The organism is Paraburkholderia hospita (assembly GCF_002902965.1).
GTDB classification, from domain to species: domain Bacteria; phylum Pseudomonadota; class Gammaproteobacteria; order Burkholderiales; family Burkholderiaceae; genus Paraburkholderia; species Paraburkholderia hospita.
The window spans coordinates 3,199,854-3,213,420 of the sequence record NZ_CP026105.1 but is presented as its reverse complement, the minus strand read 5'-3'; the positions used below and the strand labels follow the sequence as shown (position 1 = coordinate 3,213,420).

The window sequence follows — 13,567 nt, the reverse complement described above, 5'->3', positions numbered from 1 at the left end:
ATGCGCTGCCCCTTCTGCCGGCATGACGATACACAGGTCGTCGACTCGCGCGTGTCCGAGGACGGCGCCGCGATCAGGCGCCGCCGGCGCTGCCCGGCCTGCGACAAGCGTTTCACGACGTACGAGCGGGTCGAGCTGGCGTTGCCCTCGGTCGTCAAGAAGGATGGCAGCCGCACGGAGTTTGATCGCCGCAAGATCGTGGCAAGCATGCAACTGGCGCTGCGCAAGCGTCCAGTTGCTGCCGACGCCATCGACGCCGCCGCGTCGCGCATCGAGTATCAGCTGCTCGGCAGCGGGGAGCGTGAAGTGCGCAGCGAGCGTCTGGGCGAGCTCGTGATGAACGAGCTGCGCGCCCTCGACACCATCGCGTACGTGCGCTTTGCTTCCGTATACCGGCGTTTCGAAGACGTCTCAGAGTTCGAGGACGTCATTGAAGAGTTTCGCCGGATGAACGCTCCGGCCGCGCCCGCGAAGCCTTCCCGCAAGCGCTGATTGTTCGCGCATCCGCATTTTCCCTCCCTGAAGTTCTGCCGCGAATTCACCTGATGCACGGACATTCTCGTGCAGGGATTCGTGCATCCGCCACCTGGCCATCCGGCTAATTGTGGGCGCGGTTGCGCATCGTTAGAGTCGTCGCATTCTTGGCGGAAATCGAGGAATGCTGATGAAACGGAATGCTCATGCGCCGCGTGTGTGCCGCGGGTTCACGCTGTTCGAAACGCTCGTCGTGATTGCGTTGCTCGCGATCGTCGCGACGTTGACGGTGCCGTCGTTCGTTGCGTGGCGCGTGCGCGATCAGGTCGACGCGCGCGTAACCGTGTGCCGGATCGATGCCGCGCGGCGCTGTCTCGCGGCGGGGCAGTCGTGCAAAACGGGCGTCATCGACTGGTCTTGTGGATGGGCCGTGATGATCGAGCGCGGTGGCGGCTTCTATCCGTTGCGCACGCAGCCCGACCTTGCGCCCGTCAGCATCGTTGGCGCGCTCACCAGCGCAGCCTTCGGAGACCGGCCCGATGGCAGAGGACGCGTGCGGCACGTTGATACTCGACGCGACAGGCTCACAGTCGAACAGAAGCACAGCGAGCGCTGACCCCGACGATTGCTGGGGCGCGCGTTAGTCGATGAAGTGATATTCGAAACGCGCCCGATCAGGGCGGGCTCATATCGGCATTGGACGCCGCCGTCGATGCCCCGCGCTTATGCGATTCGCGCTTCACCTGCTGATAGATGCGAAACGCTTCCCACGCGGCGAGGCCGACGCTGCCCCATTTGAGCACGGGCTTCGCGGTCGCGAACACGGTGGCGCGGATCGGTTTCGCGAGCACCAGCGAGGCGATCGAACTGATCAGCGGATATTCCTTGAGAAGCGCGCCGATCCCCGCCGACGCGCCGCGCCGGCGTCCCCAAGGCATCGCGCTGGCGAAGCCCGGCACGATGAACTTGAGCCAGCTGAAATGCGTGACGGCGTTGCGCAGATCGAGCGTCGCCTGCGCGAGTTGCATGCGCTCGACGTCCGCACGCACGATCAGCAGTTCCTTGCGCAGCGCGCGCAGATGTGGCGCGCTCAAGTCTTTGGCGGTCGGTCGGCGGCTGCGGAATGCGTTCTCGGAATGGACCTGACTCATGATTGATCGATGGCAATGGACAGCGAAAAGAGCTGCGCTGCGTTCAGCGTTTGCGGAAAATCTCGCGGTCTTTCTCGAATTCGTTGAGCGTGGCTTCGAAGATCATCGGCGAGTTGTGCAAGCCGCTGCGCGCCCGCAGCGCACAGACGATCGCCGCGATGGCATAGACAATCGTGATGCCCGCGAGCGACTGCCACCGGTAAGTGTCCCAGAAGGCAATCGCGATCAGCGCAGTCAGCGCGATCAGCGCCATGGTTGCCAGCATCATCGCGGCCAGGCCCATGAACAGCACCATTAGCAGCCGGTCTTTTTCTTCGGCCAGCTCGATGCCGATCAGTTCGAGCCGCGTCTGCAGGATCGAAAAGAACGAACTGAGAATGCGCCGCAATGGCCCGCGGTCCCCGCTCTGCGTTTGTGTATCGATCATGGCTTCAGCGTATTGCGCGCGAGGATGCGCGAAGAAGGTGCAGACAGGGCGCGTGCGCCCGTCCGCCTGTCAGCGAAGCGCACCGGCCGCTCGACGTCGCAGCCGGTTGCTTCACGCGCGCTTTTCACACGCGTTACTTGCGATTGATCAACAGGCCCACCAGCACGCCGACGCCGGCTGCAATGCCAATCGATGCCCACGGATGTTCGTGGACATAGTCGTCGGTGGCGCGCGCGGCCTTCTTGCCTTTTTCGACGACCACAACCTGCACGTCGGCTGCCTTTTCCTTCGCCTGCTTGAGACGCGAGAGCGCCGTCTCGCGCAGTTCAGAAGCGCGTTCGCCTGTGGCGCTCGCGGCCTGCTTCAGCAGATCTTCCGCGTCTGCGAGTACGGTTTTGATATCCGACATCAATCTCTCCTTGTTGACTTCCGACATTGACTGCTCCCTTCGTGCACGCTACGCGTGAATCGTAAACCATAGAAACGGGCGCTGGCGAGCCAGCAGACCTTACGACTGACCGTGCGTCATGGGCTACGCGTGAAGCGCGCAATACCCGAACGCCGTTGCATGAAGCGTTCCCGAACGTCACAAGCGTTTCATATTGCCCGCTTCGGACGGTCCCGCTCAACGTGTTGCAGAACACGCCACCGTTTGATGGAGTTGATCTGTCCCGGTAAGTTTCGTACATCCGCAAGAAAATTACAAAACCTGATAAGTGTTGCAGCCAATGTTCGTTAGAAGTGCACGCCCTGATCCCGTATGCTCTAATTTTCGTCCCTCGTCCGGCCGGACGGGCAAATCATTCGAACAACTTCAAGGAGCTGCACTATGAGTCTACGTCTTGGCGATGTCGCACCCGATTTCGAGCAGGAGTCGAGCATTGGCCGCATCAGGTTCCACGAATGGCTCGGCGACAGCTGGGGCGTCCTGTTTTCGCACCCCGCCGACTTCACGCCCGTCTGCACGACGGAACTCGGCCTGACCGCGAAGCTCGCGAGCGAATTCGACAAGCGCAGCGTGAAGACGATCGCATTGTCTGTCGACAGCAAGGAATCGCACAGCGAGTGGATCAAGGACATCAACGAGACGCAGGCCGCGAGCGTCGGCTTCCCGATTCTCGCCGACGGCGACCGCAAGGTGTCGGAACTGTACGACATGATTCATCCGAACGCGAACGCCACGCTGACGGTCCGGTCGCTCTTCATCATCGACCCGCAGAAGAAGGTGCGTCTGATCATCACGTACCCGGCCAGCACCGGCCGTAACTTCGATGAAGTGCTGCGCGTGATCGACTCGCTGCAACTGACGGACAACTATCAGGTCGCGACGCCGGGCAACTGGAAGCATGGCGACGACGTCGTGATCGTGCCGTCGCTGAAGGACGAGGAAGAGATCAAGCGCAAGTTCCCGAAGGGCTACAAGGCGCTGCGTCCGTATCTGCGGATGACGCCGCAGCCGAACAAGTAAGCTTCCGCTTCTTGCACGGTTCAAAACAAAAAGCCCGCGTTCTTCACGGGCTACCCGTTCCACAAAGGTGTTGAAACGGGCAGTGTCTCACTCTCGCTCGCGCGATAGTCATGCGCCGCGAGGGCATTTCCCGACTCGCAAGCCGAACGGAATTATCCCTTGTAATTCAATATCGAGGTATAAGTTTGACGGACAGATCTTTATACCTTAGTATAAAATTATAGGGTATAATGGGTCTCCTTAGCCATGGCCAGTTTCCACAACGACGCACTGCAGACGTTGTATTCCTCTGTTACCGAGCGCGCCAGCACGCAATCACACGTCCCGCTGCATTCTCCGGGCTCCGCTGCGCAGAAGACCGTCGACGGGAAAACGTACATCTACTGGCGGGTTTATCTGGCGTCAGGAAAGCATAAGGAAACCTCACTGGGCCGCGCGGGAGAACCTGCCACCGACGCTGCGCTCGAGGCGAAACTGCTGGAGAGCACGGAGATGCGCGTGCTTGCCACCGACGTCCAGATTCTGCGCAAAGCAGGTTTTGCTGCTGCCGACAATTCTTCGGCGCTAACCGTCGCAACGCTCTTTAACGCCGGCATCTTCAGCCACGGCGGACTGCTCGTCGGCTCCCACGCATTCGGCGCGCTCCTGAACAGCCTCGGTGTTCGTCTGCCTGCAAACTACAGGACCGAGGATATCGACATCGGCAGCGCGGGGACAATTTCGGTGGCCATCCCGGACGACCGTAGCTTTCTCGACATCCTGCGTGACAGCAGTATTCCCTTTCTCGAGGTGCCGGAGCTGGACTCACGAAAGCCCTCAACCTCGTTCAAGGCTCGAGGACAGCCCCTCAAGGTGGATCTGCTCGTGCCGGGTACCGAGGCGTACGAGACGAAAGCCTTGCCCCAGTTGCGCGCACACGCAACGGGACTTCCGTACTTCAAGTATCTGGTATCAAACCCGGCGCGCGGTTTTGTCCTCGGCAAGGAACACGTCGTCCCAGTGATGCTGCCGGACCCCGCGAGGTTTGCTCTTCACAAGCTAATCGTCAGCACGCTTCGCGACCCGTCGCATGCGCTCAAAGCCGATAAGGACCGACGGCAGGCCGCGGTGTTAATTGACGCGCTGACAGACAAGTTTCCAGACTGGTTGACGACAGCTGCCAACGAGCTGGAGGAGAGCGCGCGTCCCCGGGTTGCCATGGCGGCCACCCGGGTCCTGAGTCTCGCCCCCAGCTTGTCGGAGCGCACCCGAGATTTTCTGACTGATTTGGGCGCCCGCGCTTAGCTTGGGTGATTCCAGATGAACAAAGAGTGAGAGGCACGCGCGGCAAACCTGCTTTCGGCGACGCCTCGCCCTCCGGCAGCCGCGTCACCCTCATCTGGAGATTCTTGTTGCACAGAAAAATCCCGCCAACGTTATGCGGCGGGATTTCCAGTCAATCAACATCCCTTTTACCAACACCTTTGTGGAACGGGTAGCTTCAACGGGAACGCGGGCTTTTTGCACGTGCAGCCTGCCGGAACGCTTTGCGACGAATCGCGGAGCGTCAGAAGAACGCCTGAATGCCCGTCTGCGCGCGTCCGAGAATCAGCGCGTGAATATCGTGCGTGCCTTCGTACGTGTTCACGACTTCCAGATTCACCAGATGCCGCGCGACGCCGAACTCGTCCGAGATGCCGTTGCCGCCCAGCATGTCGCGCGCCATGCGCGCGATGTCGAGCGATTTGCCGCATGAATTGCGCTTCATGATCGACGTGATTTCGACGGCAGCCGTGCCTTCGTCCTTCATGCGGCCAAGGCGCAGCACGCCTTGCAGGCCGAGCGTGATTTCCGTCTGCATGTCGGCGAGCTTCTTCTGGATCAGCTGGTTCGCGGCGAGCGGCCGGCCGAACTGCTTGCGATCGAGCGTGTACTGACGCGCGGTGTGCCAGCAGTCTTCCGCCGCGCCGAGCGCGCCCCACGCAATGCCGTAGCGCGCCGAATTCAGACAGGTGAACGGTCCGCGCAAGCCCTTCACGCCGGGCATCAGATTCTCTTCCGGCACGAACACTTCATCGAGAACGATCTCACCCGTGATCGACGCACGCAGGCCGACCTTGCCGTGGATCGCAGGCGCGCTCAAGCCCTTCCAGCCTTTCTCAAGGATGAAGCCGCGAATCTCATCCTTGCCGTCGATTTCGAGCTGCGCCCAGACGACGAACACATCCGCGATCGGCGAATTCGTGATCCACATCTTCGAGCCGGACAGCGAGTAGCCGCCATCGACTTTCTTCGCCCGCGTGACCATGCTGCCCGGATCGGAGCCGTGGTTCGGCTCGGTCAGGCCGAAGCAGCCGATCCATTCGCCCGTCGCGAGCTTCGGCAGATATTTGTCTTTCTGTGCGTCGGAGCCGAATTCGAAGATGGGGACCATCACGAGCGACGACTGCACCGACATCATCGACCGGTAGCCTGAATCCACGCGTTCCACCTCGCGCGCGATCAACCCGTAACTCACGTAGTTGAGGCCGGGGCCGCCGTATTGCTCGGGAATGGTCGGGCCGAGCAGGCCCAGTTCACCCATCTCGCGGAAGATCGTGGCGTCCGTTTTCTCGTTGCGGAACGCTTCGAGCACGCGCGGCGCGAGCTTGTCCTGCGCGTAGGCGTGCGCGGCGTCGCGCACCATGCGTTCTTCTTCCGTGAGCTGCTGGTTGAGGAGCAGCGGGTCTTCCCAATTGAATTGCGCGGCGGCTGCCATGACGTATCTCCTGAATCGATCAGAGCGGAGCACCGAAACGCCGCATTCTGATCTCATGCTTGACTTGAGTTCCGCTCTGCGAAACAATGTTTTGCAAAACGACGACTGAGTTTAGCACCCGATGGCGAAACCTGCATCCATAACATCCCCAATGTCCGCTTCGGCGCGTGCGTCCGATCCCGTCGACGAGCGCAAGTTCGTCGTCGCATTGGCGCGCGGCTTCGATCTGCTGCGCGCCTTCCGTCCGGGCGAGACGCTGCTGGGCAATCGCGACTTTGTCGAGCGCACGGGCTTGCCGAAAGCGACGGTGAACCGGCTCGCCTACACATTGACGGTGCTTGGCTATCTGCGCTTCGACGAGGCGCTCGGCAAGTACGCGCTTGATGCCGGTGTGCTGTCGCTCGGTTTTGCGTTGCTTTCGGGCACCGATACGCTCGAGCTCGCGCGCCCGCACATGCGCGACTTCGCGCGCGAGGTCGGCGCGGCCGTGTCTCTCGGTTGCCGGGACGGTCTGGACATGATTTACCTGGAGACGATTCGCAGCGAGACGGCGCTCACGCTCGGGCTCGCGTCCGGTTCGAAGCTGTCGATGCTGACGAGTTCAATGGGCCGCGCGTATCTTGCCGTGCAGTCCGCCGACGCGCGGGCCGCGCTGCTGGCCGAACTGGAGCGCGCAGCGGGCGACGAAGGCGCGCAACTGGTGGCGCAGGCACAAGAGGAAATCGAGACGTTCGCGCGAGAGGGCTGCTGCTATTCGTTTCGCGACTGGCACGACGACGTCAATGCCGTAGCCGTACCGTTCAGTGATCCGCGCGATGGGCGGCTGCTGGTGCTGAGCTGTAGCGGCCCGGCGTCGTCGATGGGGGAGAGCGTGTTTCGGGAGATGGTCGCGCCGCGTCTGAAAGCATTGGCGCGCCGTCTGGGGCCGGCCCCAGAACAAGCTTAAGCCGTCCCGTTGTCGTGCACGACGAACAACGGCCCCTGCACGAACCGCACATCGTATTGCTGCAACAGATCGAACTGCGCTTCAGTCGCCACGCGATTGAAGATCAACGGAATTTTTAGCCGATTCGCATAGCTGACCAGCGGCTTCACCATCGAATCGCGCAACGCCGAAGCGGCGTCCATCTTGATGAAGTCCAGCCTCGCCATGTCCGACACGGACAGGATCTGCCCTGCGTTCGGCAGGTTGCCGGCGACCTTGAATCCATAGTGCTGGTAACTCTTGGTCAGATAACCAAGAAACGTCTTATGCGCGACAGCTGCAGACGGTAGCTCGATCACGACTCGCGACGGATTCAATCCAAACGACATCAGCACGGCCGAGAAATGTCGGCCGTGGTCGTAGCGCACGCTTTTTAGCAGCCGCTCGTGCACGCGCAGGAACAGCAGGCCGTGCCGCTGCAGGCCGAAGAAGTTGACTGCGTGCATCGCGCGCGACATCCGGTCCAGCGCGACCAGTTGCTGGTCGTCGGGTACATGGTCGAACGGGTCGAAGCTGTCGAGCGGTGTGCCGTCGGCCAGTTGCGTGACGGCCTGGACCCCGAGTTCGTCGCCGAAACGGTCCGCACTATCGGGCGACGACGACAGCGACTGCGCGAGCGCATGCACCGAGATGTCGAAGATCGGTTCATAGCTGCTGCCGAGCTCGACGTCGCCGTAAGTCGCAATGGCTTCGCCGCTGCGTGGGCCTGTGCCCATTCTCAGATGCTCGCCGAGAAACGGGTGAGTGGAAGCGCGTTCGACGAGTTCGGGAATGGTCAGCGGGATCATGAATACGTGGGGAGCGGACTTGGATCGCGGCGGGGCGCCGCACGCTTCGATGGTAGCAGCGGCGACCGCTCTTTCATGCACCAAATACTGATATGGATTTCGCCATTCGTGTGGCGATCGATGCCTGATCGAGGGTTTACGTTAATTTCACTAATCGGAATCTGTTTTACTATTCGTAAATCCGAACTGTAGCCTTTTTACCCCGTTCCGCAGGAATCGAAGATGAGCGAATCCCACCGTTCTGCCGATGTGATCGAAGTCGAGCGCGCGCTCGCCGATGCGCATCGGCCGACGTTTCAGTTGATGCTGCTCGTGCTGTGCGGGCTGTGCCTCGTCATCGACGGCTTCGATGCGCAAGCCATGGGCTACGTCGCGCCGAGCGTGATCGGCGAATGGCATGTATCGAAGGCCGCGCTCGGGCCGGTGTTCAGCGCGAGCCTGTTCGGCATGCTGCTGGGCGCGCTCGGGCTGTCGGTGCTGGCGGACCGGATCGGAAGGCGCCCGGTGCTGATCGGCTCGACGTTCTTCTTCGCGTTGTCGATGCTCGCGACGCCGTTCGTCTCGACCATTCCCGCGCTGATCGCGCTGCGTTTCATCACGGGGCTGGGCCTCGGCTGCATCATGCCGAATGCGATGGCGCTGGTCGGCGAGTTCTCGACGCCCGCGCACCGCGTCAAGCGGATGATGCTGGTGTCGTGCGGCTTCACGCTCGGCGCGGCCATCGGCGGCTTCATCAGCGCGGCGCTGATTCCCGCGTACGGCTGGCGCGCGGTATTTTGGGTCGGCGGCGCGGTGCCGCTCGCGCTCGGCGTGGCGATGCTCGCCGCGTTGCCCGAGTCGCTGCAATTTCTCGTGCTGAAGGGCCGCAATGAACGCGCGCGGCAGTGGCTGGCCAAGTTCGATCCGTCGCTTGGCGTCGGCCCCGGCACGCGCCTCGTCGTGCAGGAAAAAGCCGGCGGCGGCGCGCCCGTCGCGGAACTGTTCCGTGCGGGCCGAGCGCCCGTCACGCTGATCCTCTGGGGCATCAGCTTCATGAACCTGATCGATCTGTACTTCCTGTCGAACTGGCTGCCAACCGTGATGCGCGACGCCGGCTATTCGCCATCCACGGCCGTCATCGTCGGCACCGTGCTGCAGACCGGCGGCGTGGTCGGCACGTTGCTGCTCGGCTGGTTCATCGAACGTTTCGGCTTTGTGCGCGTGCTGTTCGCGTGCTTCGCGCTCGGCGCGCTGAGCGTCGGCGGGATCGGCGCGGTGTCGCATGCACTCGCGTGGCTGCTCGTTGTCGTCTTCGCGGGCGGCTTCTGTATCGTCGGCGGACAGCCGGCCGTCAATGCGCTCGCCGGACACTTCTATCCCACCACGCTGCGCTCGACGGGCATTGGCTGGAGCCTCGGCATCGGCCGGATCGGCTCGGTGATCGGGCCGCTCGTCGGCGGACAACTGATTGCGCTGAACTGGAGCAACGCCCAGCTGTTTCACGCTGCCGCCTTGCCCGTGCTGTGTTCCGCATTGCTGGTGCTGACGCTCGCCGCCGCCACGCGTCGGCGTGGCGGCCTGGCCAAAGCGCAGACTGCTTGAGATTCATTGGAGACTTTGCATGGAATCATCCACACGACGCGAAATCCAGCCGGGCTATCAGTCCGGCTTCGCGAACGAATTCGCTACGGAAGCCTTGCCCGGCGCGCTGCCGCAAGGCCGCAACTCGCCGCAGCGCGCGCCTTATGGCCTGTACGCGGAGCAACTGTCGGGCACCGCGTTCACGGCGCCGCGCGGCCACAACCGCCGTTCCTGGCTGTATCGCATTCGTCCCGCTGCCGTGCATCAGCCGTTCACGGCGCTGCCGTCGCACCGGCTCGTCGCGAATTTCGCCGACGTGCCGCCCACGCCGCCCAACCAGTTGCGCTGGGACCCGCTGCCGATGCCGACCGAGCCGACTGATTTCATCGACGGCTGGGTGACGATGGCGGGCAACGGCTCGGCGGAAGCGATGAGCGGCTGCGCGATCCACGTGTACGCGGCCAACCAGTCGATGCAGGACCGCTACTTCTACAACGCCGACGGCGAACTGCTGATCGTGCCGCAAGCCGGACGTCTTTCGATCTTCACGGAGATGGGCAAGCTCGACGTCGAGCCATTCGAGATCGCCGTGATTCCTCGCGGTGTGCGTTTTTCGGTGGCGCTGCCGGACGGCCGCGCGAGCGGCTACATCTGCGAGAACTTCGGCGCGCAGTTGCGCCTGCCCGACCTCGGCCCGATCGGCTCGAACGGCCTTGCGAATCCGCGCGATTTCCTCACGCCGCACGCCGCGTATGAAGACCGCGAGGGCGACTTCGAACTGGTCGCGAAGCTGAACGGCCATCTGTGGCGCGCGGACATCGATCATTCGCCACTCGACGTGGTCGCGTGGCACGGCAACTACGCGCCGTACAAATACGATCTGCGCCACTTCAATACGATTGGCTCGATCAGCTACGACCATCCGGACCCGTCAATCTTCCTCGTGCTGCAATCGCAAAGCGACACGCCGGGCGTCGATTCGATCGACTTCGTGATCTTCCCGCCGCGCTGGCTGGCCGCCGAAGATACGTTCCGCCCACCGTGGTTCCACCGCAACGTCGCGAGCGAGTTCATGGGCCTCGTGCACGGCGCGTATGACGCGAAAGCGGAAGGCTTCATGCCGGGCGGCTCGAGCCTGCACAACTGCATGTCGGGCCACGGCCCGGACGCCGACACGTTCGAGAAGGCGTCGAACATCGACACCAGCAAGCCGAACAAGGTCGACAACACGATGGCCTTCATGTTCGAGACGCGCACACTGATCAAGCCGACCCGCTTCGCGCTCGAAACGGCGCAGCTTCAGGCGCATTACTACGAGTGCTGGCAAGGTCTCAAGAAACACTTCAATCCGGAGCAACGATGAACGCATCGAGCGATCTTCAGGCGACGCTCGACGCGTCGCGCAAAAGTTGGGTCGAATCGGCGAACGAGCCGTCCTGCGATTTTCCGATCCAGAACCTGCCGTTCGGCATCTTTAGCGATGGGCTGAATGCCACGCGCCGCGCGGGCGTCGCGATCGGCAACTGCATCGTCGATCTGGCCGCGCTCGAAAGCGCAGGCCTGCTGACGGTGAAGTCGTCGGGCGCGGGCGACAGCGTGTTCGTGCGCGACGCGCTGAACGATTTCATCGCGCTTGGCCGTGATACCTGGCGCAGTGTGCGCATCCAGTTAAGCAAGCTGCTGTCGCGCGATCACGCGACGCTGCGCGACGACGCCGAACTGCGAAGCCGCGCGCTGATCCGCCAGGCCGACGCGACGCTGCATCTGCCCGTGCAGATTCCGGGCTATACGGATTTCTATTCGTCGAAGGAACACGCGACGAACGTCGGCTCCATGTTCCGCGATCCGAAGAACGCGTTGCTGCCGAACTGGCTGGAGATTCCGATCGGCTACAACGGACGAGCCTCGTCGGTGGTGGTGAGCGGCACGCCCGTGCGCCGTCCGAACGGCCAGTTGAAGCTGCCCGATCAGGAGCGCCCTGTCTTCGGCGCGTGCCGCAAGCTCGATATCGAACTGGAGACGGGTTTTATCGTCGGTCGCGGGAATGCGCTTGGCGAGTCTATCGCGTGCGGTGAAGCGGAAGATCACATCTTCGGCATGGTGCTGCTGAACGACTGGAGCGCGCGCGACATCCAGCAATGGGAATACGTGCCGCTCGGGCCGTTCAACGCGAAGACCTTCGGGACGACCATCTCGCCGTGGATCGTCACGCTCGACGCGCTCGAACCGTTCCGCGTCGCGCAGCCCGCGCAGGACCCGCAGCCGCTCGAGTATCTGCGTCACGCCGGCGAGCACGCGTTCGATATCTCGCTCGAAGTGCTGCTCAAACCGCAGGGCGCGAAAGAAGCGACGACGATCTCGCGCACGAACTTCCGCCACATGTACTGGACGATGGCGCAGCAACTCGCGCATCACACGGTGTCGGGCTGCAATACGCGCGTCGGCGATCTGATGGGTTCGGGCACGATCAGCGGACCTACCGACGATTCGTTCGGCAGCCTGCTCGAACTGACATGGAACGGCAAGAATCCACTGCAACTGAAGGACGGCGGCACGCGCGGATTCATCGAAGACGGCGACCAACTGACGCTCGCCGGATGGTGCCAGGGCGATGGCTATCGCGTCGGGTTCGGCACGTGCGTCGGCGAGATTCTTCCGGCGCACAAGTAACGCTGTAGCGGCGCGTCACACTCGACGCGCATTGAACCAGCAATCCGCGCGCGGCGTCACGCCCGCGCGGACCGCGGCATAGTCTTCACGCCGCCGCGTTCACCACGCCGCGTCGCTTCTCCCACAACGCCGCCGCGAGAAACGCCAGCGCGCTCGCGAGTACCACGCCGATCATCGCGTCATTGCCGACGCTCTTCATCAACGCGCCCGCAATCAGCGGCCCGCCAAAGCTCGCGATACTCCACGACGCGCCGACCAGCGAACTCGCCGACACCAGCGCCACGCCACGAAAGCGCTCGCCACACGCGACGAGCGACAGCGTATAGATCGCGCCCGCCGCCGCGCCGAGCACGTAGAGCAGCGGCCAGCACAGCCACGGCGACTGCACGGCCCACGGCAACAGCGGCAGCAGCACGACGACGAGCACCGCGCAGCCGATGTGCACGCGCTCGCGCCCGAGCCGGTCCGCGAGCCAGCCGATGGGAAACTGCATGGTCGTGTCGCCGAGCAGCAGCGCCGATGCAAACAGCACGGCCACTTCGCTCGGAATGCCATGCGCCATCGCGAAGAGCGGCATCAGCGACAGCGCGATCGTATCGAACAGCGCGAAAAAGCCCGTGCCGATCACGAGCGCGGGCATCTGCGGCAACACGTGTCGCCAGCTACCGTGCGGCTCGTGTTCGTCTGACGCGTGCGGCGCCGAGCGGATCATCGACAGCACGGGCAGGGCGATCAGAAAGATCGCGCCGCAGATCAGAAAGCGCCAGTGCTCGAACTGCGCGATCTGACTGACGAGCACGGGGCCCGCCATCTGGAACAGCGTGAAGTTCGTCGCGTAGATCGCGACGACGCGGCCACGCGACGCATCGTCGGCAAGCTGATTGACCCACGCTTCGCCGATCGTGAACAGCAGCATCAGCGCCGCGCCGCACATCCCGCGCAGCACGGCCCAGACGAACAGATTGGCGGTGAGTTGCATCAGCGCGGTGGCGATCGCGACGATCAGCACCGAGCCGATGATCGCCTGACGGCCGCCGCAGCGCGCGGCGAGCCAGCCAGCGATGGGCACGACGAGCAGGCCGCCGCCCGCCTGCGCGGCCGTCAGCAGGCCGACGACATCGGTGCCGTAGCCCGCTTGCGTCAGCGCGAGGGCGGTGAGGGGAAGTGTCGCGCCGCTGCCGAGGCCGACCACGGCCACGCTCAGGATCAGCGCCAGGAAATCACGGGAGAAGACGACTTTCATATCGGGCGAGATGCTACACCGCCCGCATGTCACGCGCACCCTGTGATGGCAGGGTGTGCGCCTC

General features: G+C 63.2%; 14 protein-coding genes. 8 read left to right on the top strand and 6 right to left on the bottom strand.

Annotated elements, in window-relative coordinates:
* A complete protein-coding gene (nrdR, locus tag C2L64_RS14605; RefSeq protein WP_007584925.1) occupies window positions 1-492 on the top strand; it encodes a transcriptional regulator NrdR in 492 nt (163 codons plus the stop codon).
* A 172-nt stretch (window positions 493-664) separates the two neighbouring features.
* A complete protein-coding gene (locus C2L64_RS14600; RefSeq protein ID WP_090837739.1) occupies window positions 665-1,090 on the top strand; it encodes a pilus assembly FimT family protein in 426 nt (141 codons plus the stop codon).
* A 58-nt stretch (window positions 1,091-1,148) separates the two neighbouring features.
* Here C2L64_RS14600 and C2L64_RS14595 read toward each other — a convergent pair whose 3' ends face one another.
* The 3 genes from C2L64_RS14595 to C2L64_RS14585 all read right to left on the bottom strand — a co-directional run bounded on the left by C2L64_RS14595 (window position 1,149) and on the right by C2L64_RS14585 (window position 2,488).
* A complete protein-coding gene (locus tag C2L64_RS14595) occupies window positions 1,149-1,625 on the bottom strand; it encodes a DUF3318 domain-containing protein (protein ID WP_090837707.1) in 477 nt (158 codons plus the stop codon).
* Between the two features lie 43 nt (window positions 1,626-1,668).
* On the bottom strand, window positions 1,669-2,052 hold the full coding sequence (locus tag C2L64_RS14590; RefSeq protein ID WP_007584920.1) for a phage holin family protein: 384 nt from the start codon (window positions 2,050-2,052) through the stop codon (window positions 1,669-1,671).
* A gap of 133 nt (window positions 2,053-2,185) precedes the next feature.
* Entirely contained in the window at window positions 2,186-2,488 is a 303-nt protein-coding gene (locus tag C2L64_RS14585; RefSeq protein ID WP_007584918.1) for a DUF883 family protein, read from the bottom strand.
* Between the two features lie 393 nt (window positions 2,489-2,881).
* Between C2L64_RS14585 and C2L64_RS14580 the strand changes: the two genes are divergently transcribed.
* Both C2L64_RS14580 and C2L64_RS14575 read left to right on the top strand, forming a co-directional pair.
* Window positions 2,882-3,520, top strand: a complete 639-nt coding sequence (locus C2L64_RS14580; protein ID WP_007584917.1) for a peroxiredoxin — start codon at window positions 2,882-2,884, stop codon at window positions 3,518-3,520.
* A gap of 246 nt (window positions 3,521-3,766) precedes the next feature.
* Window positions 3,767-4,804, top strand: a complete 1,038-nt coding sequence (locus C2L64_RS14575) for a GSU2403 family nucleotidyltransferase fold protein (protein ID WP_090837709.1) — start codon at window positions 3,767-3,769, stop codon at window positions 4,802-4,804.
* 262 nt (window positions 4,805-5,066) lie between these two features.
* On the opposite strand, the gene C2L64_RS14570 is transcribed toward C2L64_RS14575, so the two are convergent.
* Window positions 5,067-6,257, bottom strand: a complete 1,191-nt coding sequence (locus C2L64_RS14570; RefSeq protein WP_090837711.1) for an acyl-CoA dehydrogenase — start codon at window positions 6,255-6,257, stop codon at window positions 5,067-5,069.
* A gap of 121 nt (window positions 6,258-6,378) precedes the next feature.
* On the opposite strand from C2L64_RS14570, the gene C2L64_RS14565 reads away from it, so the two are divergent.
* A complete protein-coding gene (locus C2L64_RS14565) occupies window positions 6,379-7,203 on the top strand; it encodes an IclR family transcriptional regulator (protein ID WP_090837713.1) in 825 nt (274 codons plus the stop codon).
* Here C2L64_RS14565 and C2L64_RS14560 read toward each other — a convergent pair.
* Window positions 7,200-8,030, bottom strand: coding sequence for an EAL domain-containing protein (locus C2L64_RS14560; RefSeq protein WP_007738165.1), 831 nt, complete (start codon window positions 8,028-8,030; stop codon window positions 7,200-7,202). The genes C2L64_RS14565 and C2L64_RS14560 overlap by 4 nt on opposite strands.
* 222 nt (window positions 8,031-8,252) lie before the next feature.
* On the opposite strand from C2L64_RS14560, the gene C2L64_RS14555 reads away from it, so the two are divergent.
* Genes C2L64_RS14555 through fahA form a run of 3 tightly spaced genes read left to right on the top strand, consistent with a single transcriptional unit; the run spans window position 8,253 to window position 12,260 of the window.
* On the top strand, window positions 8,253-9,611 hold the full coding sequence (locus C2L64_RS14555; RefSeq protein WP_090837717.1) for an MFS transporter: 1,359 nt from the start codon (window positions 8,253-8,255) through the stop codon (window positions 9,609-9,611).
* A 19-nt stretch (window positions 9,612-9,630) separates the two neighbouring features.
* Window positions 9,631-10,953 carry a homogentisate 1,2-dioxygenase gene (gene hmgA, locus C2L64_RS14550; RefSeq protein WP_090837719.1) on the top strand — a complete coding sequence of 441 codons (1,323 nt, stop codon included), beginning with the start codon at window positions 9,631-9,633 and terminating at the stop codon, window positions 10,951-10,953.
* Window positions 10,950-12,260: a fumarylacetoacetase gene (gene fahA, locus C2L64_RS14545; protein ID WP_167449579.1), complete on the top strand. Its 1,311-nt coding sequence runs from the start codon at window positions 10,950-10,952 to the stop codon at window positions 12,258-12,260. Before hmgA ends, fahA begins: the two co-directional genes overlap by 4 nt.
* Before the next feature lie 85 nt (window positions 12,261-12,345).
* On the opposite strand, the gene C2L64_RS14540 is transcribed toward fahA, so the two are convergent.
* Window positions 12,346-13,503 carry an MFS transporter gene (locus C2L64_RS14540; protein ID WP_090837723.1) on the bottom strand — a complete coding sequence of 386 codons (1,158 nt, stop codon included), beginning with the start codon at window positions 13,501-13,503 and terminating at the stop codon, window positions 12,346-12,348.
* Between the last annotated feature and the right edge of the window lie 64 nt (window positions 13,504-13,567).